The 25,446-nt window shown below is 49.3% G+C and carries 21 protein-coding genes; 3 read left to right on the top strand and 18 right to left on the bottom strand.

All coding sequences use genetic code 11. The annotated features are described in order from the left end of the window. Positions 1 to 2 precede the first annotated feature (2 nt). The 9 genes from priA to ABXS70_RS06830 form a co-directional block, all read right to left on the bottom strand. The gene (priA, locus tag ABXS70_RS06870) at positions 3 to 2,552 is read right to left on the bottom strand and encodes a primosomal protein N' (protein ID WP_366294918.1); all 2,550 of its coding nucleotides are present in this window, start codon (positions 2,550 to 2,552) and stop codon (positions 3 to 5) included. Between the two features lie 3 nt (positions 2,553 to 2,555). Next, on the bottom strand, positions 2,556 to 3,833 hold the full coding sequence (coaBC, locus tag ABXS70_RS06865; protein WP_342551936.1) for a bifunctional phosphopantothenoylcysteine decarboxylase/phosphopantothenate--cysteine ligase CoaBC: 1,278 nt from the start codon (positions 3,831 to 3,833) through the stop codon (positions 2,556 to 2,558). A 147-nt stretch (positions 3,834 to 3,980) separates the two neighbouring features. After that, complete coding sequence (gene rpoZ / locus ABXS70_RS06860; protein ID WP_272037527.1) at positions 3,981 to 4,193, bottom strand: DNA-directed RNA polymerase subunit omega; 213 nt, start codon at positions 4,191 to 4,193, stop codon at positions 3,981 to 3,983. Between the two features lie 163 nt (positions 4,194 to 4,356). Beyond that, positions 4,357 to 4,929, bottom strand: a complete 573-nt coding sequence (gene gmk, locus ABXS70_RS06855) for a guanylate kinase (RefSeq protein ID WP_342551937.1) — start codon at positions 4,927 to 4,929, stop codon at positions 4,357 to 4,359. Between the two features lie 13 nt (positions 4,930 to 4,942). Beyond that, positions 4,943 to 5,203 carry an extracellular matrix/biofilm regulator RemA gene (remA, locus tag ABXS70_RS06850; protein ID WP_006209218.1) on the bottom strand — a complete coding sequence of 87 codons (261 nt, stop codon included), beginning with the start codon at positions 5,201 to 5,203 and terminating at the stop codon, positions 4,943 to 4,945. Between the two features lie 51 nt (positions 5,204 to 5,254). Further along, positions 5,255 to 6,154 (bottom strand): YicC/YloC family endoribonuclease, encoded by a 900-nt coding sequence (locus tag ABXS70_RS06845; protein WP_342551938.1) that lies wholly within the window; start codon positions 6,152 to 6,154, stop codon positions 5,255 to 5,257. Positions 6,155 to 6,173: 19 nt separating this feature from the next. Next, positions 6,174 to 8,063, bottom strand: coding sequence for a bifunctional homocysteine S-methyltransferase/methylenetetrahydrofolate reductase (locus ABXS70_RS06840; protein ID WP_366294911.1), 1,890 nt, complete (start codon positions 8,061 to 8,063; stop codon positions 6,174 to 6,176). A gap of 216 nt (positions 8,064 to 8,279) precedes the next feature. Beyond that, positions 8,280 to 9,113: a diaminopimelate epimerase gene (gene dapF, locus ABXS70_RS06835; RefSeq protein ID WP_342551940.1), complete on the bottom strand. Its 834-nt coding sequence runs from the start codon at positions 9,111 to 9,113 to the stop codon at positions 8,280 to 8,282. 176 nt (positions 9,114 to 9,289) lie between these two features. Beyond that, a complete protein-coding gene (locus tag ABXS70_RS06830) occupies positions 9,290 to 12,148 on the bottom strand; it encodes a cation-translocating P-type ATPase (protein ID WP_342551941.1) in 2,859 nt (952 codons plus the stop codon). A gap of 453 nt (positions 12,149 to 12,601) precedes the next feature. Between ABXS70_RS06830 and ABXS70_RS06825 the strand changes: the two genes are divergently transcribed. Further along, a complete protein-coding gene (locus ABXS70_RS06825) occupies positions 12,602 to 14,398 on the top strand; it encodes an NFACT RNA binding domain-containing protein (protein ID WP_342551942.1) in 1,797 nt (598 codons plus the stop codon). A gap of 149 nt (positions 14,399 to 14,547) precedes the next feature. Here the strand turns inward: ABXS70_RS06825 and ABXS70_RS06820 are convergent, their stop codons facing one another. From ABXS70_RS06820 to ABXS70_RS06785, 8 genes are all read right to left on the bottom strand, one after another. Next, positions 14,548 to 15,411, bottom strand: coding sequence for a PHP domain-containing protein (locus tag ABXS70_RS06820; RefSeq protein ID WP_366294906.1), 864 nt, complete (start codon positions 15,409 to 15,411; stop codon positions 14,548 to 14,550). Between the two features lie 102 nt (positions 15,412 to 15,513). Further along, positions 15,514 to 16,425 (bottom strand): selenium metabolism-associated LysR family transcriptional regulator, encoded by a 912-nt coding sequence (locus tag ABXS70_RS06815; RefSeq protein WP_342551944.1) that lies wholly within the window; start codon positions 16,423 to 16,425, stop codon positions 15,514 to 15,516. Between the two features lie 155 nt (positions 16,426 to 16,580). Continuing rightward, a complete protein-coding gene (locus tag ABXS70_RS06810; RefSeq protein ID WP_090923653.1) occupies positions 16,581 to 17,018 on the bottom strand; it encodes a hypothetical protein in 438 nt (145 codons plus the stop codon). Positions 17,019 to 17,182: 164 nt separating this feature from the next. Continuing rightward, entirely contained in the window at positions 17,183 to 17,446 is a 264-nt protein-coding gene (locus ABXS70_RS06805; protein ID WP_026080981.1) for a YlbG family protein, read from the bottom strand. An 87-nt stretch (positions 17,447 to 17,533) separates the two neighbouring features. Continuing rightward, positions 17,534 to 17,971 carry a YlbF family regulator gene (locus tag ABXS70_RS06800; protein WP_342551945.1) on the bottom strand — a complete coding sequence of 146 codons (438 nt, stop codon included), beginning with the start codon at positions 17,969 to 17,971 and terminating at the stop codon, positions 17,534 to 17,536. A 156-nt stretch (positions 17,972 to 18,127) separates the two neighbouring features. Next, positions 18,128 to 19,891, bottom strand: a complete 1,764-nt coding sequence (locus ABXS70_RS06795; protein WP_342551946.1) for a helicase-associated domain-containing protein — start codon at positions 19,889 to 19,891, stop codon at positions 18,128 to 18,130. Positions 19,892 to 19,919: 28 nt separating this feature from the next. Beyond that, positions 19,920 to 21,641 (bottom strand): DNA repair helicase XPB, encoded by a 1,722-nt coding sequence (locus ABXS70_RS06790; RefSeq protein ID WP_342551947.1) that lies wholly within the window; start codon positions 21,639 to 21,641, stop codon positions 19,920 to 19,922. Between the two features lie 101 nt (positions 21,642 to 21,742). Beyond that, positions 21,743 to 22,915: a M20 family metallopeptidase gene (locus tag ABXS70_RS06785; protein ID WP_342551948.1), complete on the bottom strand. Its 1,173-nt coding sequence runs from the start codon at positions 22,913 to 22,915 to the stop codon at positions 21,743 to 21,745. Positions 22,916 to 23,125: 210 nt separating this feature from the next. On the opposite strand from ABXS70_RS06785, the gene ABXS70_RS06780 reads away from it, so the two are divergent. Beyond that, complete coding sequence (locus tag ABXS70_RS06780; protein ID WP_090923657.1) at positions 23,126 to 23,473, top strand: YugN family protein; 348 nt, start codon at positions 23,126 to 23,128, stop codon at positions 23,471 to 23,473. Between the two features lie 12 nt (positions 23,474 to 23,485). Next, positions 23,486 to 24,772 (top strand): putative lipid II flippase FtsW, encoded by a 1,287-nt coding sequence (ftsW, locus tag ABXS70_RS06775; RefSeq protein ID WP_342551949.1) that lies wholly within the window; start codon positions 23,486 to 23,488, stop codon positions 24,770 to 24,772. Positions 24,773 to 24,973: 201 nt separating this feature from the next. Here the strand turns inward: ftsW and ABXS70_RS06770 are convergent, their stop codons facing one another. Further along, on the bottom strand, positions 24,974 to 25,336 hold the full coding sequence (locus ABXS70_RS06770) for an Asp23/Gls24 family envelope stress response protein (RefSeq protein WP_090923659.1): 363 nt from the start codon (positions 25,334 to 25,336) through the stop codon (positions 24,974 to 24,976). Positions 25,337 to 25,446: the final 110 nt, after the last annotated feature.

The raw sequence follows: 25,446 nt of genomic DNA, 5'->3' as shown, positions 1-25,446 counted from the left end.
GTCTACATTAACATCTGCGGGTCTACATCAAGACTAATAAGCAGCTTCTGGGCCTGAACATCATCGTCCATGTGCCGGGCCACTGCCAGAGCCAGACCGATGGCGTCCACATCCCCACGCCATTTTATCATACATTGGAATCGGTATCTATTCTTGATCCGTGGAATAGGCGAAGCTACGGGGCCAAGCACATCAAAGGCTTCATTACTGAAACGATCCAGACTGCCCAGCCATCCGGCAGCGTTCGCTTTCTCTTTCAGCAGCCGGGTATAGTTCTCAGCTAATCGAATCAGTACAGGAAGCTGTTCATGGGAGAATGTCACCAGAATCAGGCGGCAGTATGGCGGATACTGCAGATTTCTGCGGTGAAGCAGCTCCTCCCGTACGAAGGATACGTAGTCATGCTGGCTTGCATGTCCAATCGAGTAGTGCTCCGGCGTATACGATTGTACAAAGACCTCACCCGGCAATTGATGCCGTCCCGCCCGCCCTGCCACTTGTGTGAGCAGTTGGAACGTCTTCTCCGCGGCACGGAAATCCGGCAGATTTAATGCTGAATCCGCAGTGATGACCCCTACCAGAGTCACGTCAGGAAAATCCAGTCCTTTGGCAACCATCTGGGTCCCCAGCAGTACATCTGCTTTTTTCTCCCGAAACTGTTTTAGCAGCTTTTCATGAGAGCCTTTTTCCGTCGTCGTATCCACATCCATCCGAATCACCCGAATGCCCGGAAAAAGCTTGGCCAGTTCTTCCTCAACCCGCTGGGTTCCTGTCCCAAAATACCGAATATGTTCACTGCCGCAATCCGGGCAGGTTTCGGGGGCCGCTTCCGCATATCCACAATAATGACAGCGTAAATTGTTGGAGCGCTGGTGATACGTTAAAGAGATGTCACACTCAGGACAACCCGCTACATATCCGCAGCTGCGGCACATCACAAAGGTTGAATACCCGCGGCGATTAAGCAGCAGTACCGTCTGTTCCCCCCGCTCCATCCGTTCCTCGATCCCTTTGTGCAGCGCTCTGCTGAACATGGAACGATTGCCATCTTTCAATTCTTCACGCATATCGACTATACGTACCGTCGGCAGATTGTTGCCAAGCGCCCTTGTAGGCATTTCCAGCAAAAGAGGGGCAAAATCATCACTGCTCTGCGAGCGCGCAGCATAATAACTTTCCAGCGAAGGGGTAGCCGAACCCAAAACTACTACAGCCTGATGCTGCTGCGCTCTTTTGACAGCTACGTCACGCGCATGGTATTTAGGTGTCTCTTCCTGTTTATATGAAGTCTCATGCTCCTCGTCCATAATAATCAGCCCCAGCCGGCTGAATGGAGCAAATACGGCAGAACGGGCGCCAATCCCTACCTTCACCTGTCCCTCCCGGATTTTACGCCATTCGTCATAACGTTCACCGCCAGACAGACGACTGTGCATGACTGCGACCTGATCGCCAAAGCGTCCTTTGAAACGCTCCACCATCTGAGGGGTTAGGGCAATCTCTGGCACAAGCACGATTGCTTGTCTATCCTGGTTAATGCACTGCTGAATCGTCTGCAGATAGACTTCTGTTTTGCCGCTTCCGGTGACACCGTGCAGTAAAAAAACACCATGACGCTGTTCCTGCAAACGCCCATTAATGCTGCTGTAAACTCCTTTTTGCTCCTCAGTCAATTCCAGCGGCTCTGTCGGTTTAAAACGTCTGCCTTGATACGGATCACGGAAAACTTCCACGTCCTCTGTCATAACCAACCCTTTTTCCTCAAGCCCCTTAATGGCTGCGGCCGAAACTTGCAGAGTAGACAAAACTTCCTTCAAAGGCATGGGCAGCAAATCCTTCATCTCCAGCAAAAAAGAAAGAATCTCTTTCTGACGCTGCGCCTTGGCCGGGAATGAGGCAAGCGCTTCTTCCGCAGCATGAATATCCACAGCCAGATTCACGGATTTCATCGTTTTTTTATTCAGCTTGTCCTTAATTACCTGACTTTCCAGAAGCACACCGCTCAGCAGCAGCTTTTTGATCAAGGCTGCATGATTCGGATATTTGCGGCTTAACTGCTGCAGGGGCACCTGTCCCCGGCTTTTGACAAAACGGATAATATCCTGCTGTACCTTCTCCGTTGTGGATTCTTCTCCCCATACAAACAGAACTTCCTCATTGGAAGAACCTCCGGCAGTCTGTCCATCCAGCGCTTCTCCCAGCGAAATATACCGCTCGGCTTTTCCTTTTAATGCCGTCGGCACCATCACCTGCAGAGACAGAATCCGGTTGCTCGCATATCGATCACTCATCCATGCTGCCAGCTCCACCAAATCCTTGGAGAGCGGCGGCACAATGTCGAGCAGCTCCTGAATAGGCTTCAGTTTAAATGATTCTTCTCCTGTACGGGGAACCAGATCAACAACAAATCCCTGCACGGTCCGATGTCCAAAAGGTACACCTACCCTGCTCCCCACCTCAATCCATTCTTTCATGGAGTCGGGAACCAGATAATCAAAAGGCCGGTCGGTCTGCTTCACAGGCACATCGACAATGACCTTGGCAATCTCCATCTTCTAATTCCTCCCGGCAATGCGCTCCGCCGCAATTCGGAGTAAACGATGTGCCACCTCTTTCTTGGACATCAGTTCAAGCTCCTCTACCAACCCTTCACGGTCATAGATGTGCACCGCGTTGGTATCTGTTCCAAATCCTGCCCCCGAACGGGTAACATCATTGGCTACGATCAGATCACAATTTTTCCGTTCCAGTTTCTCACGTGCATACATTTCGAGCGACTGGGTCTCGGCAGCAAAACCGATCAAATACTGATGGGTCTTCCTTTTCCCCAGCGTCTCCAAAATATCTATATTTTTCACAAGTTCGAGCGAAAGGGTGTCGCCTTTTTTCTTGATTTTCTCCGTATAAACTTCCTTCGGGCGATAATCAGCCACGGCGGCTGCTTTAATGACGATATCCGCAGTGTCCCATTCTCTGGCTACCGCTTCGTACATATCCTGTGCAGACTGAATCGGAATCATCTCTACATCCGTTGGCGGCTGTGCCTGTGTATTACCCAGAACAAGCTTCACATCTGCTCCCAGTTCACGCGCAGCGGCAGCAATCGCAAACCCCATTTTTCCGGAAGAATCATTTGTAATATAACGAACCGGATCAATGCGTTCCACCGTACCACCAGCGGTAACGACGACCTTTTTGCCTTTTAGCAGTGATGCCTGAGCTTCTTCTACCTGCACTTGGTTATGCCGCTGACGCTGCACCTGATCCTGCACTTGCCCCTCCAGCTCACCCTGCGCAAAGAAACGCTCCACTACATCTACAATCGTCTCCGGTTCTTCCAGTCGTCCCTTGCCTACATACCCGCAGGCCAGAAGTCCTTCGCCCGGTTCAATCATTAATGTGCCCCGTTCGGCCAGCAGATTCATATTGTGCTGCACCGCTGGATGATCGTACATATGCACATTCATCGCAGGCGCAATCATCACTGGCGCAGTGGTTGCAAGCAGTGTGGTTGTAAGCATATCGTCTGCCATTCCGTGTGCCATCTTGGCAATCACATTTGCTGTCGCCGGAGCGACCAGCACCAGATCAGCTAGATCGGCGAGATGGATATGAGAAACTACAGCCGGCTCACGTTCATCAAATGTGTCCGTATATACTGCATTTCGGGTCAAGGTCTGCAGCGTTAATTCGGTAATAAACTGTGCTGCCGAAGCGGTCATAATAACATGTACATCCGCTCCCTTTTGCACCAGCTTGCTGCATAATGTCGCTGCTTTGTAAGCCGCTATGCCCCCTGTTACGCCAAGCACGATTTTTTTACCGTTCAACATATTTATATCCCCCGATAATGTTAAGACGTCTGTACACGTAGTAATGATAGAATCTGATTAAGGCTTATTCGTAAAAAAATAACAACCTCGCGGTTGTCAAAATAATTCGGGCTTCCGCCTATGCAGTTGAAGAGCAGCCCGAGGGGCTTACTCTTCTTCTTCGTCCTGTCCTTTGATTACTACCAGATGATCTCCGTAGATTTCTTCCAGTGCAACGCCAACCTGTTTATGGGATTTCGCGTTTCGCAGCTCGGATTTCTCACCTTCGCGAAGCTGTCTAGCCCGGCGGGATGCAGCAACAACCAGGGAATACTTGCTGTCGACTTTGTTCATCATTTCATCAATTGAAGGATACAGCATATTAACAAAACACCTCTTTGCTTTAGTATAATCACAAGCTGCCGCCGGACAGGACCCTGATACTGCGTGTCCTCCATGTTCCAGAAAGTCCAGGCTGAGCCTTAACCTTAACATGATATGACAACAGCCCCATGAATATCGCTGTACGCGGCGGCAAAAAGGATTATTTATTGATCTTACAATGTTCGGCGATAATGATACTTTCTATTCGCTTGCAGGCCAAATCAATTTCATCATTCACCACAGCATAATCATACTGCTCCAGCAGATTAATCTCATCGACTGCAACGGACATACGGTGATCAATCGTGGCCTGGCTTTCCGTGCCGCGACCTTGAATGCGATCTTTCAGCTCGTCCAAAGAAGGCGGGAGCAGGAAAACAAAAATTCCTTCAGGGAATTTCTCCTTCACTTTAAGTGCACCCTGAACCTCAATCTCGAGAATAATATCGCGGCCTTCATTAATGGTTTTCTCCACAAAATCACGCGGAGTACCGTAATAATTGCCAACATATTCTGCATGTTCCAGCAGCTGATCTTCGGCAATCATCTTCAGAAACTCATCATGCGAGTGGAAGAAATAGTTCACCCCATGCTCTTCACCTAGACGCGGCTGACGAGTGGTTGCTGATACCGAATACGTTAAATTCGGCACCCGTTTGCGCAGTGCGCTGCATACTGTACCCTTCCCGACCCCGGACGGGCCGGACAACACTATCAGTAATCCCTTAGACATATTACACTCCATTTTATTCGTCGTTATCATCATCTTTCGAAGAAAGACGATGGGCGACCGTTTCAGGCTGAACAGCAGACAGGATAACGTGATCACTATCCGTAATAATTACGGCACGTGTACGTCGTCCATAGGTTGCATCGATCAGCATGTGACGATCTCTGGCCTCTTGTATAATTCTCTTGATCGGCGCCGATTCCGGACTCACGATGGATATAATCCGGTTCGCCGATACGATGTTACCGAATCCAATGTTAATGAGTTTGATTGCCATAATCAGGTTCTTCCCCCTATACATGCGACTCTTCTGCCGAAATTTGGCCGTTCATTCGATGTTCGCTGCTTGCTCACGAATCTTCTCCAGTTCCGCCTTCATCTCGACAACACGGTTCACCAGAGCCAAGTGGTTGGCTTTTGATCCAATCGTATTAACCTCCCGATTCATCTCCTGAATCAGGAAATCCAACTTACGGCCTACAGGGTCCTCACTCTTCAGCAATTCTCTGCATTGTCCAAAGTGACTGAGTAAACGCGTAAGCTCCTCTTCAATGTTGGAACGATCGGCAAAGACTGCGATTTCCATACCCAATTTATGCTCATCAAAAGGGAAAGAGCCATCTTCCTGCAGTTCCGTAAGACGCTGTCTCAGCTTATTGCGGTAATCGCTCACCACACTTGGTGCAAGTTCAAGCATCTCGGTGTGCAGTGACTCCAAGCGGGTAATCCGCCGTTCCAGATCACTGGCCAGATGAAGACCCTCGCGAGCGCGCATCTGCTCCAGACTGGACAAAGCCTCATTCAATCCGGCCTGCAGCACCTGCTCCCATTCGTCCTTTTGTTCTTCCGGAACAGAACTTGTCCCATCCGGCTGAACCATGACATCCGGCAGCCCCAGCATATCCACAATACTCGGCTTGCCCTGCATTCCGAATTGAGTCTCGAGCTGCTCTGCAGCCTGCAGATAGGCCCTGACCGCCTGTTCATTCAGAACAGCGGGGAGAGCCTGGTCTTCCTCTTTTTCTTTCATTACATAAACATCAATCCGCCCACGCTTCAAGCGGCCCTGTACGATTTTTCTCAAACCATCCTCATAATACGTCCATTCTCTCGGCAGGCGCATCATGACCTCGCAATAACGATGATTGACTGATTTGATCTCCAATTGTACCTTGTAGCCGCCATATTGAAAGGCGGATTGACCGTATCCGGTCATACTGAATGACATCGGCATCACATCCGTTTTACTATTGTAATTGATTATTAGGGTTGAAACAAGTAGGACATTGATGCTCCGATTTCTCCCAGACATATCGGGTCAGTTCGGCAGTCATGCCATAGAACATAAACGGAGTCATCAGATAGATGCCCTTAAAGTGCTTTGCGGCCACATCAAGCAGCTCTTTCGCAATGGTTACCCCCATGGCGCGGCCTTCTTCGCCTTCCAATCCTGCCATCCGGGAGCGTACTTCATCCGAGAGCTGAATACCTGGAACCTCGTTATGCAGGTATTCTGCGTTTCGGCCGCTTGCTAGCGGCATAATACCGACAAAAATAGGAATGTCCAGATGCTTGGTTGCCTCACGCATCGTAACGATTAATTCCGGATCATAGATCGGCTGCGTCATAATATAGTCTGCCCCGGAGGCTATTTTCTTCTCAAGCCGCTGTACCGCTTTGTCCAGATGTTTTACATTGGGGTTGAAAGCAGCTCCTATAACGAACCCGGCCTTCTGTTTTAACGGTTTACCTGAAAAAGCAACACCGTCATTCAGCTGTTTGATCATCCGTATAATTTCAAATGATGTCAGGTCGTACACCGAGCTGGAACCAGGCAGGTCCCCGAACCTTGCAGGGTCGCCTGTTACAGCAAGCACATGGTTGATCCCAAGTGCATCAAAGCCCATCATGTGGGATTGGGTTCCAATCAGATTACGGTCACGGCAGGCGATATGCACAAGTGCACGAAGACCTGTCCGATCCTGTACCAGATGTCCAAGTGCCATATTACTCATGCGTGTTACAGCAAGAGAGTTGTCTGCAAGCGTAAGAGCATCAGCTCCTGCAGCTTTCAATGTTTCGGCACCCTTCATAAATTTGGCAACGTCCAGATCACGCGGGGGATCAAGTTCGACGATAACGGTGTGACGCTGTTTGACCAGATCAACAATGGTTGGCTGGCCTCCGCGCCCTGCGCGTTCATCCACATTCTCATGAAGCACGATGCGCGGCAGGGTCTCTGCCGGATCGGGTTCTGCAATCGGCGACGCCACGTATGCTTCGAGCGCTTGTTTGATTGCAGTGATATGATCAGGCGTTGTTCCGCAGCAGCCGCCAATGATGCGCGCTCCAAGATCTGCAAACTGTACTGCCGTTTGACCGAAATATTCAGGTGTCGCTCCATAACGGAACTGGCCATCTACGTAATCCGCCGCACCCGCATTCGGAAATACAGACATCGGAACTCCGATGCGTCCGGATACCGTCTCCATTGCACGCATAATACCGTTCGGACCGGATCGGCAGTTAAAACCGATAACGTCTGCCCCCTGTTCGCGCATAATACGGAATGCTTCAGGCATCGTGTAACCATCCAGCGTATGGCCCACATCCTCAACAGCGAACTGCCCAATCACAGGCAGGTCACTCAGTTTGCGGGCCTGCAGAAGAGCAATATCCATCTCTTCGATGTCATAGAAGGTTTCGAGCAGTATACCGTCCACGCCTTCATCCAGCAGGGCATATATCTGCTGTTGATAGAACCGTTTCAATTCACTGGTAGATACGTTCGTGCGCTTGCCGCCGCGTATAGAACCCACAGCACCAAGTACATACCCCTCTGCACCTGCTACTTCTTTGGCGATACGGACACCTGCGCGGTTCACGTCCTCCACTTTGGATTCCAGTCCGAACTTGGACAGCTTGTCAAAATTCGCCGAGTACGTATTGGTCTCGAATATATCTGTCCCTGCATCACGATAACGGCGATGTACGTCAGCCACAACTTCAGGTGAAATCAAGTTCAACTCTTCATAGGAGATCCCGACGGGAAACCCCATCTGATATAGAAATGTCCCCATAGCCCCATCACCAACAAGGACACGCTGCTTCATCACGGTGCGTAAATCTGCCTTCATCCCATTTCCCCCCGCTTGACTATGATCATTTCATACTAATGTAACACAAAAAACGTTAAAAAACGAAGAAAAACACAGGTATTTGCTGTATGTCCGGCTCCAGTAGACATTTTTGCCATCCAAACCGTAAATTCGTCCTTTATAGCTGGACAGCTAGTCCACATCTGATAAAAAAAAGAGGCCCGCAGGCCTCTTCGGTATACCGTCTACTCGTATTTATGCAGTCTTTCCTTTGAAAACAACTTCTGCGGGTCCCGTCATATATACGTGATTATCCGCCTCGCTCCACTCAATGTGAAGATCACCGCCTTTAAGACTGATCACTGCTGTACGATCCGTGTGACCATTCAGTACGGAGGACACCAAAGTTGCACAAGCCCCTGTTCCGCAGGCCAGTGTCGGCCCTGCCCCGCGTTCCCATACACGCATATCGACATATCCGCGGTCACGTACCGTTGCGAATTCAACATTGATTTTTTTGGGGAACATGGGATGCACCTCAAGCAGCGGTCCCCAAGTGGTCAGATCAAAGTTCACCGCATCATCTACGTAGATGACCGCGTGGGGGTTACCCATGGATACGGCCGTGAATTTGAAGCCATGCCCGTTTGCTTCAATGTTATGATCGATTACCGGATTCGCATCCACTGTCGTAGGCACCTGAAGCCCATCCAGAATCGGCTCGCCCATATCTACCCGAACCGTCTCCACTTTGCCATCCCGAATATTGAGAGTTACAGGCTGAACACCTGCTCCGATCGTTTCAATCGTAATCTGCTCGCGGTCAACATGCCCATGGTCGTATACGTACTTGGACACGCAGCGAATGGCATTACCGCACTGCTCCGCTTCCGAACCGTCTGAATTCATGATGCGCATCTGAAAGTCCGCCTTCTCCGAAGGCAGTATATATACCAGGCCGTCCGCTCCGATGCCGAAGAATCGATTGCACCATTTGACCGCAAGATCAGCCGCGTCTGCCGGAAGCACCTTTTCCCCAAATACAATAATAAAATCGTTGCCAAGTCCATGCATTTTCGTAAATTCCATAACCGTGCCCACTCCTTTTGGCAGACTGCTGCCAAAGCTTTATAGTTTATTTATAGCTAATCTTCATATCATGCATACCAAGCATATAAAAAAGCTATCCTGCAAAAGATCCAAGCTCGCGCTTTGAACCATTTTGAGGATAGCATACCGAAACAGGTCATTAAATGCTATTGATTTTATGCTGAAAACTTTGTACTTTTCGGTACGAAGCGTCCAGGACCGCCCATACGGCGGCGGTTGCGGCGTCCGCCCCAGACACTTCCCGCCCCCATCAGGAACGTTGGAATGCCTGCAGCTACGATACAGATTGCCCACTCTCGCAGACCGAGAGGCACCGTTTTGAAGATAGGCTGCAGCGGCTCCACATACATCACCACCAGCATCAGCACAACCGATGAGATGACGGCAAGAACCAAATATTTATTCTGCAGCGGATTTCGGTGGAAGATGGAACGCGAACTGCGGCAGTCAAATACGTGAATCAACTGGGCAAGAACCAAAGTTGCAAAAGCAACGGACTGCGCTTTGATCAACTGCCCCGGATGATCCGGTGCAGCCTGAAGTGTGAGCCAGAAAGCACCAAGCGTACACAATCCGATTAACACACCGCGGCTGATAATTTTCCAACCCAGTCTGCGGGCAAAAATGTTTTCTTTCGCGCCGCGCGGCTTGTGCTCCATCAGATCTTTTTCCGGCTGATCTACCCCGAGCGCCATCGCTGGCAAACCATCCGTTACGAGGTTGACCCACAGAATCTGAATCGGCACGAGCGGAAGCGGCAGACCCATCATCATCGCGAAAAACATGGTCAGAATCTCGCCTACATTGGAGGCCAGCAAATACCGGATAAACTTGCGAATGTTCTCATAAATGTTGCGCCCCTCTTCAATGGCCGCGACAATAGTCGAGAAGTTATCATCACTCAAAATAAGGGAGGAAGCCTCCTTGGTCACATCCGTTCCCGTGATGCCCATCGCGATTCCGATATCTGCAGCCTTGATAGCAGGCGCATCGTTTACCCCGTCACCTGTCATAGCCACAACATGCCCTTTGCGCTGCAGTGATTTGACGATACGAAGCTTGTGCTCAGGCGATACCCTGGAAAATACATAAATGTCGTTCACCTGTTTATCCAGTTGTTCGTCCGTCATCCCCGCCAGCTGCTGTCCGCTTAACGAGGCCCCTCCGCGTGGTAAAATCCCAAGCTGGTGAGCGATTGCTTCTGCTGTCGTTCCATGATCCCCCGTGATCATGACCGTACGTATCCCCGCCTTGCGGCAAGTGGCAATGGCGTCACGTACTTCACGGCGAGGGGGATCAATCATTCCTGCAAGTCCAACAAATACAAGCTGGCTCTCTGCAGCATGTTCGTCTGCGACATGTTCTTTGGGCTTGACTTCACGATAGGCCATACCGAGCACACGCAGAGCGTTACCTGCCATGCTTTCATTAGCAGCCATCACTCTCTGACGCAGTGTGCCGGTAAACGGAACCACTTTGCCTTCCCATAAAATATAGCTGCAGTGTTCGATCAGTACATCCGGTGCACCTTTTGTGTAGATCATACGGCCGCCCTGATGTTTAACCATAACCGACATACGTTTACGTTCCGAATCAAACGGAAATTCCTGCTCCCGATCGTATAATTCCTTGAGTCCGGTCGGAGTAAGTCCCATTTTGGCAGACATCGCCACCAGAGCCCCCTCTGTGGGATCACCTTTTAATTCCCACATCACCTGACTGGCACTAACCTGATCTTCCTCCTGCTGACCTTTTTTCCGTCCTTTTTTGCTGTCCTTTTTGGGCTCCTTACCCTTTTTCTTTTCGCCTTGATCATGGAGGACCGTCTCCACAATACTGGCATTGTTACACAGCGCACTGATCTGCAGCATTCTTCGGAGTGACTGGTCGCTCTTCAATTCAATGATTTGATCATTTTCCAGCATATGACCTTCTGGTGCGTAACCGTCTCCGGTCACTTTGATGCTTCGTCCTTCAAGCCACACATGAGTCACTGTCATCTTGTTCTGCGTCAATGTGCCTGTTTTATCAGAACAGATCACCGAGGCGCAGCCCAGTGTTTCCACCGATGGCAGCTTGCGCACAATGGCTTTACGTTTGATCATTCGCTGTACACCCAGCGCCAGTGCAATCGTAACGATAGCCGGTAAGCCCTCCGGGATGGCTGCCACAGCCAGACTGACACCTGCCAGGAACATACCTACTGCGGGTTGTCCATGCAGGATTCCTGCGACGACCACCATCACCGTTAGTCCGAGTGCAACAAAGATCAGAATTTTGCCTAACTGCTCCAGTCTGTGCTGCAGCGGAGTCTCCTGCTCCTCTGTATTCTGGATGAGGTCAGCGATTTTCCCCATCTCTGTATCCATACCTGTCCGGATGACAATCCCCTTGGCTGTACCCCTCGTGACCATCGTTCCCATAAAACCGATGTTTTTCTGATCCCCCAGCGGCACATCTTCACTGGCGATGGGTCTGCAGTGTTTGCTGACAGGCACAGATTCCCCCGTGAGTGCCGACTCCTCTACATCGAGGCTGTTTGTTTCCAGCCAGCGTACATCGGCAGGTATGCGGTCACCACTTTCTACCATGATGATATCTCCGGGTACTAATTGCTTGGCCGCAAGATGTACCTCCTGCCCGGATCTGAGCACTTTCGCGGCAGGAGCTGACAGCTGTTTAAGTGCACGGAGAGAGCGTTCTGCCCGGAACTCCTGTACAAATCCCAGAATGGCGTTCAGCACAATTATGGCCACGATCGTTACCGCATCCAGATACTCTCCAAGCAGACCGGATACAAGCGTTGCTCCCATGAGGACCAGCACCATGAAGTCCTTAAACTGATTCAGCAGCAGTGTGATCGGCGAGATCCGCTTTCCCTCACTCAGTTCATTCGAACCACTGACTTTACGTTTCTCAACTGCAGCTTCGTCCGTCAACCCTTCCAGCGGGTTCACGCCAAGAGTTTCACGAAGCTCTTCGTCGCTTAGTTGGTGCCACTTGGTATGTTCCATGCTCCAAAATTCCCTCCCAGTCTTATTTCATCTGCAATGCAAGCTCTCATCACTCCCCGGCATGCTGTAGGGCAGGCTGTACACTGTGCCGGACAAACTACCTGCTCTATATGTATTCGGACAGGTCAATGAATAGCACCCGGAAGGTGAATCCTTTCCCTGATGGGCAGAATAAGCTAAAATAAAAGTCTGCGAAGATGACAGCGCAGCTTCGCATGTCGATTGATGAATCTGCCTGCTGTAAAACGCCGCGTTAGTCGCGGTATGGATAAACGTTCTTCAGTCACGGTATGAATAAACGTTCTTCGCCTGGCAGACAGCATGCCATTAAAACTGCAGACAGCCACTTGTTTATTAGATTGCTGTTACATATGCTGCGGCTGCCTGAAAACCGTTATAGATGAAGCATGCTGCATAGTAAAGCAGATGCTCGATAGAGAGGAAGTGGATAATATGGCACTTGACGGCATCGTTACCCGAGCCATCGTACATGAATTGCAGGGCTGCACCGGCGGTCGTATCAGCAAGATCCATCAGCCCAATGGTCATGATGTGGTGCTTACTCTTCGTGCCCAGCGCGGCAACAGCAAACTGCTTGTCTCGGCAAGCCCAACGTATCCGCGTGTACATTTTACGGAGAAGACATTTTTGAATCCGACAGAGGCACCGATGTTTTGCATGCTGATGCGCAAGCACTGCGAAGGAGCTATCATTGAGAGTATCCGTCAGATCGGTATGGAGCGAATCATTCATATCGATGTACGTCAGCGGGACGAGCTTGGCGACGTTTCGGCTAAACGCATCATCATTGAGCTTATGGGACGTCACAGTAATATCATTTTGCTTGATCCTGCGACGGACACCATTCTGGACGGAATCCATCATGTCACACCATCCATCAGCAGCTACCGCGTAATCATGCCGGGTTTCTCATATACTTCACCTCCTGAGCAGCATAAGAGCAATCCGCTGGAAGTGACCAAAGATGAGTTTGAACAGCTGTATTCAGGCGCTGTGGATACAGAAGAAAACAGACCTGAAACAGATGCAGCAGCAGCAACAGCTCCAGAGACAAGAGCAGATGCCTCACGGTGGCTTGTCAATGCATTTAGCGGGATAAGTCCGCTGATTGCAGGAGAGATCGCAGCGCGAACAGCTTCTGACTCAGAACGGTTCGATACGCAAGAGCTGTGGACTGCTTTTGAGTCAGTGGTTAGGCCTGTAAAAGAGCATCAGTACGCCCCTGTGACGGGACTGAACGTCAAAGGTAAAATGATCTTTTCTGCCATCCGTCTGCAGAGTATTCAGGATCAGGAAAAAATGTACGATACGATGAGCAAATGTATGGAGGATTATTACGGAGACAAAGCTGAGCGGGATACGGTCAAACAAAGAGTCAGCGATCTGCTTCGTTTTCTGCAGAATGAACGCAGTAAGAACATTAAAAAGCTCGACAACCTCAATAAAGACCTGCTGGAAGCGGACGACGCGGACAAGTACAGACTATGGGGTGAGCTGTTATTCGCTTCCCTGCACTTGGTGAACAAGGGTGACAAAAGTGTGGAACTGGTTAACTTCTACGATGAAGATCAGGCAAGCATTACCATCCAGCTTGATCCACTGCTCACGCCATCCGATAATGCACAGCGGTATTTCAAACGATATAACAAATACAAAAACAGTCTCGCTGTCATTCACGAGCAGCTTGGTAAAACGAAGGATGAAATTGCCTACCTCGACAACCTGCTGCAGCAGCTGTCCATCGCATCTATGAATGATATCGAGGAAATTCGGGACGAACTTGTACAGCAGGGTTACCTGCGTGACCGGAACAAAAAAGGCAAGAAGAAAAAGAAAAATGATCGTCCAACCGTGCATCAATTCACTTCTTCGGAAGGCATTGACATTCTGGTCGGCAAAAACAATCTGCAGAACGAGTATGTCACTAACCGTCTCGCCTCTGCTAACGATACATGGCTGCATACCAAAGACATTCCGGGCTCTCATGTTGTCATTCGCAGCACGGATTTTGGTGAAGCTACGCTGGAAGAAGCCGCACAGCTGGCAGCTTATTTCAGTCAGGCAAAAGAATCAAGCAGCGTACCTGTTGACTACACCTACATTCGTCACGTACGCAAACCAAGCGGTGCGAAGCCCGGCTTTGTCATCTACGATCATCAAAAAACGCTGTTTGTTACACCCAATGATGAATTGATCAAGAGCCTGCCATCCACGATTAAAAATGGATAAGCAGCCTATCTCATTAGGGCGAGATGCAGCATTAACCCAAAAAATCCCCTGCCATCAAATGCTGAGGGGATTTTTTGGGTTAAAAAATGGATATTCGATTCAAGCATAGACTGACATTAAACACGCCGGATCGTTTTACAATCTGCGTTCTACCGCCTGCTCTGTACTGCCGCCTGCAGTTGGTCAAGCACATCCACCGATACTGTCCTGCTCCCGAGATCTCCATGGAAAACAACGCCCTGCCGTTCTCCATGATAATCTGAGCCGCCTGTCTCAATAAGATCATATTCTCTCGCCATCTCGCTATACCTGCGTTCCTCCTGCGGGCCATGGTCTAAATGAAATACTTCAATCCCATCCGGAAGACAGTCTGCAATGATTGCACGTACCAATTCATCATCTTGATAGAGGCCTGGATGCGCAATCACAGCAGCACCGCCCGCTGCTCTAATCCACTCACAGGCATCTTTCGGTGTGACTCGGGGCACAGATACAAAACCAGGCCTGCCTTCAGCAAGATAACGATCAAATGCATCCCGCATATCGACAGCGTATCCCTTCTTCACCAACACATCAGCCATATGGGGTCTTCCAATACTCTCATCCGGCTCCAGCGGCCGCCCCAGCTCATCCAGCACATCCTGCCAGCTTATATCGAGCCCAAGCTCCTGCAGCCTGCCAATGATCAGATGATTACGGTCTTCTCGCGCTTCTCTTAATCCGCGCAGCCGCTGCAGAAACAGTTCATCCTCAGTATTGATGTAATAACCCAGCACATGAATATCTTTATCACCTGCCCGAGTACTGATCTCAACCCCTGCTACAACTGTAATATCGAATGCTTCCCCCGCCCGCTGTGCTTCGGCTGCACCGGCTACGGTATCATGGTCTGTCAGGGCAACCGCAGATAGCCCTTTCCGCTTGGCAAGCTTCACATTATCCGCTGGCGACTGCATGCCATCTGAAGCCTGACTGTGCGTATGAAGATCACATCGTCCTTGATGCTGATTCATCGGTAATCGTTCCTTTCCAAATGAAATACCGACTTTTTAGATCGGGCACTTCTGATTTTATAATCCCTACTTGTATTCATGTATCCAAAGCTCGTAATATACTTAAACCTGTTCGCCGGGCTCATGTTCCTGTTGACGCAAATATCCCAAAAAGGCAACAGCTGATAACGGCAGCAGAGACGACTTCAGGTGGATCGCATAAAACTGCCGTTTGAATTCAAGCCCGCGAATGTCCACAATGTGAACCAGTCCGAGAGCCAGTTCATGCTGTACTGAAGAAGGAGACAGCATCGTAATGCCCACGCCAGCCTCTACAGCCGACTTGACTGCACCTGTACTTCCAAGCTCCATAACCACATTCATATCACTTGGATCAATTTTTTTCTTCTTCAGCTGTCCTTCCATCACCTGGCGGGTGCCCGATCCTTCCTCCCGCAGCACAAACGGGTAATTCATTACCTCTTCCAGATTCACTTTGCCGCGCCCGGCCAGATCATGTCCCGCTGGCACAATCAGCTTTAATTCATCCTGCATCACTGGTTCAACGATCATATCCGGGTGGTTTACAGGCGCTTCAATTAACCCAAAGTTCAACTGATGCTTCAGAATTTCATCCATGATCTGTGTGGTATTCATGACTTTCATTACAATTGAAATATCCGGATACTGCCGTGCAAAAGGCCCCAGCATACGAGGCAGCACATATTCCCCAATGGTTAGACTTGCGCCAAGCTGCAGTCTCCCCTGCAGCTTCTGTGTGAAGGCAGACATCGCCTCATCTGTCTGTCTAACCAGCTCTACACTTCGTTTGGCATGGGGGAGCAGCGTCCGCCCCGCCTCTGACAGCTCTATTTTTTTAGTGGAACGATGCAGCAGCTTGGTTCCAAAATAATCCTCCAATGATTGAATCTGCATCGTCACAGCCGGTTGAGTCATATGTAATGCCAGTGCAGCTGCGGAAAAACTCCCCTTCTCCGCAACCGTATAAAAAATGTGCAGCTGATGAAAATTCATATGTTCGCCCCTCTTCAATTACGCTTTCTATATTGTATCCGATTTCCAGACCGGCAACAAAAAAAAGCATGCAGCTTGTCTGCATGCGTAAGTACAATAAATCTTCGAATAAAATCTTTCATAACATCTATGATTGCAATCTCGACCCTGCTTTGTTATCTATGCTTGCGGCTATTTTTGACCAGTGTCATTCTTCTGGAGTGCCTGAGCCATGAATAATATGACTTCAAATCTCTCAGTTCAATCGTTTCTGACATACGTCCCAAAAATGTTACTACAATCATTTTGTGCAGCGGATTGCCTGTAATATCATATTCTCCTTCAAGCTCGGAAAACTCGGCAACCACAACCAGATCATCATCAATTAAGTAAACGTCCTGTTCATTGCGGTAATATGGTGTTACCCGGTCCTGCTTCAGACACTCCCATAACCAGGCCGCAATATGGTCATCATCACTACGTGCAGGCTCAATACGGTCTGCATACCGCATCTTTGCATGATGGGTAATGACGATGTCAGCCACTTTCTTGTCTCCGAGAGCCACAAAAAACGGCTCGTAGGTGCTCCAACGTTGCATCACCTTATCACGCATGGGAATCACTCTCCACCATATAGGACTTTCTATCTATTTATTACCAAATATATTACAACATTAGTCCCGTAACCTCAAGGCATAAGTTTAACTTTATTCGCAAAAGTCCGTTCAGCCTCATTTTAAGAAAAGAGCGACCCGCCGGGCCCCTCCTGTATTTCGGGTTATATACCGTAGAAACTTGTTTTGTCCATCGTTTTGCTGGCATACTCGGTTTTAATCTCGTTCCGATAGGAGCGCTCAATTTTGCGCACATAGGAAAGCCGCTTTACATTTTTCATCGTATCGTCGGCTCGTTCTGCATTAACATACATCACAACATAATGCATACGGCGGGAGATATAATGCACGGTACCGTATTTTTCGAGATTGCGGGCCGCTTTCAAATCACTAACCCAAATAATGAATCCTGTTCTTTCCGCAAACACCATCGTTCCCCGCCCTTCTATAAATGGAGACCGGCCCTCGAAAGGCCCGGTCTGTACAAAATCTGAAATACAATCATCTGACAGCTATTAACTGCACCCGCATTTGCCGCCGCTTCCGCAGCCGCCTTTGGGATTTGGGTCATTACTAGGCACTTTAATGGTGGAGGAAACAGCAAAAGCAATGGTTTCTGACATTTGAAACAGCATCTCGTCGAGTGTCTTCTCAGCCTGTTTGAACCGAACCACCGCTTCAAAGGATTCCAGTTCCTTTTCCAGTTCTTTTACCTGATCTTTGGCTGCGTGATAGTCTGGATGAAAGTGACCAAAGCGCTGCGTTTCTTCAAACAGCTCTTTCTTGGCATTTAACTTCCGAATCCCTGCCTGAATCTCGGGACTCGTCTCGACTTGCTGCTTCCAATATAAATAATCCGATACTTCGGCAGATTGGTTAATCATGTCGCCCAGTTCATATGCGCCCGTTAACACTTGGGCCATATCGACCGTGTTTATTTCCGCTACGCTCATGAATTATTCATCCTATCTATATATAAAGTTCTACTTACGTAGACTACTTCATAATAGCATATCCACGGATGGTTAAGAAGAGTTTTTCCTGTAATTGCAAAAAGGGAAACTTTGAAAATTCGGTTTTAAATCATTTTTTTATTTATACGATTAGGTTTAGACATCATCTGGCAGGATAAGGCGCATTGAATCCCAACGATCAGGAATTAATGTTCGCCATTCGGTCTGCACAGCCGTTTCGTCGGAATTCACAATACACCATGCCTCCAGCGTCCAGCGCTCATGTCCCTGCACTTGATGCGGGATCAGAACCAACGTCTCATCCCCCTCTCGAATTCCCAACTTCACCTGCCATTCCACAGCTTGTACTGCAATTTGACGTGCTGTAGACATGTGATACTTTCTCCAGTCTCTGTGCCATGTCTCGGGTACATCAGCTTTTCTTTTATCCCATGCCGCTTTTCCATTCACATCCTGAAGCAGATCCAGTGCTGCATCAGACGGATTCACCATCGCCCCTGGCATAACGTGCAGCCGCAGTAACCCTTCCGGGCTTTCCGTGCACTCCGCAGCCCCTAAACTGCCTTTGCCCTGATCCTCTGACTGCCCTCTCACGCCTTCCAAAGACAATGTCAGGTGTGTGCTGCTGCCCTCTATTTCCTGACATGCTTGTGTCCAATCCTTCAACGCAGCAAGTACATGTTTTGGCACTCCGTTCACCGCATGTCTCTGTAAAAAATCAGCGATGGCTTCGTATGTAAAGCCTCCAGCGTGTGCCTTCACAATCCGTTCTTTAGACAATCGATAGATGGACAGCTGGTCGCGTGTAATCCGTTCACTGCAGCATTCCAGCCACCAACAGACCGCGGCAGATACGTCAGGCGGCACCATAATTTCTAAATCAGGCTGCACATAAATTCCACCGGATCGTTTCTCGTCCTTTTCCTGCTTCCGATCAGGCTCAATCATCCAACACACTGTATCATGTAAAAGATCCACTGGATTCATCAGCCAGCGGAACACCAGTTCCCCGGCTGTACTCTCGCCAATCTCACCGAATCCCCAGCCAGCCAAAGCATATACCCAGCCTTTGATCCCGAAATTCTCTTCCTCATTCAATATGACACACCATTCATCCAGACCAGGCCCAAGTAGTGCCAATTGATAACGGAAATGCTGCCCTTCTGCATCTTGCGCTCCATATCGGTCCATACAGATTCGAAAAATTTCACGATGCATCGCAGACCAAGGCAGCTTCAACCACTGCCGCAACGGCTCTTCATTAATTTCAAACCCCTTGCCTGTCTTCTGCACCAGTTGGAGACAAAGCAGCAGATCCAGCATCATCATTACATGTACCGGATATAGGTCATCATGTTCATATGAAATCTCTATATGTTTAAAATCATCGCAGGACAATACGGTTAATGTGCTTAACTTTTGTACGTTTCTCTTATGTATTGTGCCTTTTCCTGTCACAGGTAATCCTTCTCTTAGAACCCATGCAAGCAGATGAAGCAGCTCAGCTGCGATATGCGGTTTCCCTTCTTTAATAACCTTTTTAACCGATCCGGTCATCGGTGCAATATGCAGACCCACACGGTCTGCATAGACAAGCGTTAACGCGGCCAGGTGACATGTTGGAATATAATACGAACGTTCCCCCCAGCTTTTGTGCATAGAGCAGATCCAACCTTTGCGGCAGAGCACAGCAAAAGCAAGCTTGGCTTCTGCTCCGCTCAACCCTTCCCGAGCCCACGCTTCAGAAGGGAGAAGAGAAGAGAAGGTCTGACCTGCATGTTGGTGAAAAAGAGCACCAAGTACCCGCTGCTCTGCTGAGCCAAGTGCAGACCACGCTTCCTTTTCGCGTACCATTGTCGATTGTATTTCCTGCTCCATCTCGAACCCCTGATCAGACAACACAAGTTCCTCCCCTTCTGCAGTAGTGTTAATGAAACATGTCCGATTCCTGTACAATGCCATATTCATACCCCTGCTCTACCAAAAACAACTGCCGATTCAGCGCAAAGTCCTGTTCTTTGCTGTTTTCAGATACAAGTGCATAGAAATAAGCCTTATTTTCACCTGCTTTCGGGCGTAAAATCCTCCCGAGCCGCTGGGCTTCTTCCTGTCTTGAACCAAAGCTGCCGGACAGTTCGAGCGCTACTGCAGCATCCGGCAAATCTACAGCAAAATTGGCGACTTTGGATACGACAATGGTCCGAATCTCTCCCTTTCTAAAGGCAGAAAACCACTTGATTCGCTCCTGCTGCGGCATCGATCCGGAGATCAGCGGCGCGTCAATTTCCCGGGCAATCGTCTCCAGCTGATCGAGATATTGTCCGATGACAAGCGTCGGCACATTTTGATGACGTTTCAACAGCCGCTTCACAACGTCTAATTTTGCCGGATTCTCGGCTGCCAGACGAAACTGATGTTTGCCCTCAGCCTGCACATAAGTTGATCTCCATTCAGGCGAAAAGGGGATTCTCACTTCCTGGCACTTCACCTCGGCAATCCAGCCTTGCTGCTCCAGTTCTTTCCAAGGCATATCATATAACTTGGGCCCGATCAGTGAGAACACATCCTGTTCACAGCCATCCTCACGAATAAGGGTAGCGGTCAAACCCAGTCGTCGTGTTGCTTGAATATCCGCAGTGGCCCGGAATACCGGTGCTGGCAGCAGATGTACTTCATCATAGATGATAAGCCCCCACTTTCGCTCCTGCAGCAGATGAATATGGGTGAACGCCGCATCTTTCGCTTTCCGGTGAGTCAAAATTTGATACGTCGCCACCGTCACCGGTTTCACCTGTTTTTTCTGACCCGAATACTCTCCGATCTGTTCCGCAGTTATCGTCGTTTTATCCTGAATCTCCTGTATCCACTGCCGCACAGATGTAGTATTGGACGTTAAAATAAGACACTCGCACTGCAGCTGTTCCAAAACAGCTATGCCAATAATCGTCTTGCCTGCTCCGCAGGGGAGCACCAGCAGACCGCTTCCGCCGATCCCTTCACCGCCAGCGAACGCATCCACCGCCTTTTGCTGATAAGGGCGCAGTGCAAATGCAGCCTGCTCCTTCGCCTCGAGTCTATTGGCTGATTCAGGAAGAACTCGGCCTGACTTCCAGCCAAATAAAAGTTCAGTCCCCTTCCGATAACCTGCATAATCTAACACCGGATAACCCAGCCGTGTCAGTTCCTGTTTTAATAAACCACGCTGTTCGCCTGATAGCAGAAGTTCACCCGGGTTGATTCGCTGCATGCGGAAAGCAGCAATGGAACGTATGCTGCTCAAATCATCAAGCAGCTGCTGATCTTCACTTATCAGACACATGCGTTCATGATCCGGCTCTGCATGCAGTTTTAATTTGCCATACTGCTGCATTATCCGATGCACGTCCTGCGTGAGCGCTGAGGGCACCTTCCAGCGCGACATCTGCTCCAGACTGGCAGTCACCTGTTCCGAATTCCAGCCTAATGCCGCCGCATTCCATAAGGATAAAGGTGTAATACGATAGGTATGAAACGATGCGGGTGTCTTCACAAGTTCTGCGTACATGCAGAGCTGTGCCCGTGCTGCTTCGAAGCCCGAATGCCCCGTTTCGAGAAGCACAGTAAAATCCCGCTGTACAATACAGGCACCATGTTCATTCAATCTGTCCATTTTTCCACCTTCCTCGCCATCTGCTGATCTTTTTTCATTTAAGAAACAAAAAGAGCACCCTGTCCATACCTCGGTATGATCAGGATGCCCAACTACAATATTTAACATTCGGCTGCGTAACCCTTAGCCATAGCAGCAAACAGTTTTACGCCCGTCTGCATAACGTCTTCGTCAAAATCAAACATCGGGTGATGGTGCGGATATACCGCATTTTTCTCCGGATTGCCTGCACCGACAAACATGAAGCACCCAGGAATCTTCTGCAGGTAATAAGCAAAATCTTCTGCAGGCATCAGCATGGGAGAATTCTGAACCCGATCCGCCCCGAACGCGGCTCCAGCCTCACGGAAAAACCGTGCAGTCTCATGCTCATCATTAACAACAGGTGGATATCCCATAATATACTTCACCTGAGTCTCTGCCCCATATGCGGCACCGGTCTGCGACACCATAGCAAGTACTCGTTCCTTCATTGCATTTCGCGTCTCTTCATCGAATGTGCGTACTGTACCGCTCAATTTGCATTGTTCGGCAATCACATTTTGTGCAGATCCCGCCTGCATTGTACCAATGGTCAGTACAGCCGGGCGCAGTGGATCAACCGAGCGGCTGACGATTGTCTGAAGCTGCATCACCAGTGCGGAGCCGGCAACGACACTATCAATTGTAGCTTGCGGCATACCGCCGTGACCGCCTTTTCCTTTGATATCGATATAAAAATCGTCTGCCGCCGCCATCATCGGGCCTGCTGTGCTTGCAACGAAGCCGGCAGGGATCGGCGTCCATAGATGTATGCCATAGATGACATCTACACCTTCCAGTGCGCCGTCAGCAATGACCTGCACGGCACCGCCCGGAAGCAGTTCTTCCGCCGGCTGGAACAAAAAGCGGATTTCACCCCGCACTTCATGTTTATGCCTGCTGAAATAGAGCGCGGTTCCCAACAGCATCGAGATATGCCCATCGTGACCGCAAGCATGCATCGCCCCGGCCTGCTGCGAGGCGTATTCAACATCTTTCTCGTCCTGGATCGGCAGTGCATCCATATCGGCCCGCAGCATCACAACAGGTCCAGGCTTGTCCCCGCGGAGAATTCCGATCACCCCGTGACCGCCTACATGTCGTTTGACCTCAATGCCAAAGCTCTCCAGCATATCAGCCACAAAAGAGGATGTTTTCTCCTCATGAAAGGAAACCTCAGGATTGCGATGGAGGTGACGCCGCCATTCCACCATGTGGATCTGCAGATCTTCCCACCATATATTATTTGTCATGTAACCCCATCCTTTCGTTCGTCAACAGGACTTCAAAACCGTCCCAAACCTTCCTCTTCAAACCTATTGCTGTATATTGTAGCAGAATTGCATGAAAACCGATACGAAAGGCCTTTAGAAAGCTTGCACGGGAAGGGGAAACATACTATCATGAACTAGAGAAATACACGAGAATTATACTCGGAAGCTTATGAGGAGGATCAAACGCTTATGATTTTTGAGAATACAGGCTTGGATGGCTTGAAGAGCGACTTGGCATACCTGGATGAGAGCGCCGAGAAAGTCGGATTTGTCCGGTGGCAGTGGGAATACTACCGTGCTACATATGACTACAAAATCGAAGATGAACAAACTAACTCAGAATACTTTGTACGCATTAATACGCGCGCGGTAGAAGGCAAGCTGGAAAAACCCGACACGGTTCTGGCCGTCGAAGCGGTCTATCTTGGCAAGGCCACCTTCCCGCATGGACTTGATTATGACTCTTCCGTTCCACAGCCAGTCGTGAAGCTGGCCACCCAAAAACTGCAGCAGCTTAAAGAACTGCTCGAAGCTTAGGCGGGCCATATCATGAAACAACAAAAGGCCCAGACGCGAACGAAGAGAGGCACGCCGGATTTTCAACTGCTAATCCTCACTTTACTGTTGGTGGGCTTTGGACTGGTAATGGTATTCAGCTCCAGTTCCAGCATCGCAATTGCAAGCAAAAGTTTTAACAACGATGCCCTTTACTTCACGAAAAAACAACTTATGTGGGCGATGATCGGTCTGGTTGGCATGTTTTTTGCCATGAATATCCGTTTTAACAAGTACAAAAAGCTCTATGCACCCTTTTTCCTGTTCACCACAGCACTGCTCTTACTTGTATTGGTAACGGGTGCCATGTTAAATGGTGCAAGAAGTTGGATTCGAGTGTTTGGATTCAGTCTGCAGCCCGCAGAATTTGCCAAAATTGCTATCATTCTTTATTTGGCTGCTTTAATCACCAAAAAAGGCGAACGGTTCCGCGACTTCAGAACAGGATATTTTCCCGTATTGATTATCGTTGGATTTATTGCAGGATTAATCATGCTGCAGCCTGACTTTGGTACCTGCTTTATTCTGGTATCTACCTGCGGTCTTGTCATTTATGCTGGCGGAGCCAGCATGAAGCATATCCTGGGTTCTGTTCTTCTGGTTGTACTGGGTGGTGCACTTGCCTTTGGAGCGAATGCCCTCTTTTCTTCCATGTCACCAGATCCTCCTGCGCTGGATCCCGCCACAACCGTAACAGCGCAGCAGAACTACAAAATCGGCCGAATTCAAGCTTTCCTGAATCCGATGTCTGACATCAATGGGGGAAGTCTTAACTTATACCGCTCTCTTGTAGCCATTGGTGATGGCGGCTTTACAGGTTCGGGTATTGGACAAGGCACCATGAAGCTGCATTATTTGCCAAACGCCTATAATGACTTTATTTTCTCCGTCATTGGAGAAGAACTCGGTTTCATTGGAAGTTCACTGTTCCTGCTCGTTTATCTGTATTTTATCTGGCGGGGGATTATCGTGTCACTGCGCTGTCCTGATCCATTCGGAACGCTGGTGGGCATAGGTATTATGGGACTTATTGCGATTCAGGCCTTCATCAATATCGGGGGTGTCACCCAAACAATACCGGTAACGGGTGTTACCCTTCCGTTTATCAGTTATGGGGGGACTTCGCTCTTTGTTATGATGGTTGCGATGGGCATTGTGCTCAGCATTTCACGTACCAACAACCTGGAAGCCATCAAGGAAGAAAAGACCAAATCCGTGACGGTACAGACGCGCACATCTCCAGCGCTGCGTTCCCGTGATTCGATCCGGCGTGTTCGCTAGAATATGGACTACGCTCGGAATATTTACGGTTTTGAATGGACAGCGATTGGGCTCAGATGACACGCTTCGCACTCAGCGAATGATACAAATTACAAAAAAGACTATGCATCAAGCGGATGCATAGTCTTTTTTCGCTTTCTTCTGTATGAGGAGAGATCCGCTCTGTTCCATCCTCAATCCCATTTGCGGAAGCTGAAGATTTTACAGATCGTCGCCTTTGAAAGACACACCTTCGACCTTTACATTCACTTCAACTACACGTAATCCGGTCATCGTCTCTACCGCTTCTCTTACATTCTGTTGAAGCATCCGAGAGACTTCATGAATCGGGGTTTCGTACAGGACGATGATGCGCAGATCAATGGCTGCTTCCAGCTGGCCGACTTCCACGCCTACGCCCTTCTGCACGTTTTTACCACTGAGACGCTTCGCCCAGCCTTCTGACAAACCTCCAGACATTGCAGCGATTCCAGGCGTTTCCATTGCAGCCATTCCGGCAATTTTCGCAACCACGTCATCGGCAATCCGGATGTTTCCGCTCTCCATTTGAAGTTGTTCTGCCATGCCACATCCTCCTTCACTTCGTTACTCGTATTTTAAATCGTTTCCACCCTAAAAAGCAAATTTAACTGTAAAAGATGCGTTTACAACCTGCCACCTTTTGGTTATATTGA

Origin of the sequence: Paenibacillus sp. AN1007, from assembly GCF_040702995.1 — a bacterium.
Classification (GTDB): domain Bacteria; phylum Bacillota; class Bacilli; order Paenibacillales; family Paenibacillaceae; genus Paenibacillus.
Note: the sequence above shows the minus strand (reverse complement) of the source record. Positions and strands in the feature narration are given on the sequence as shown.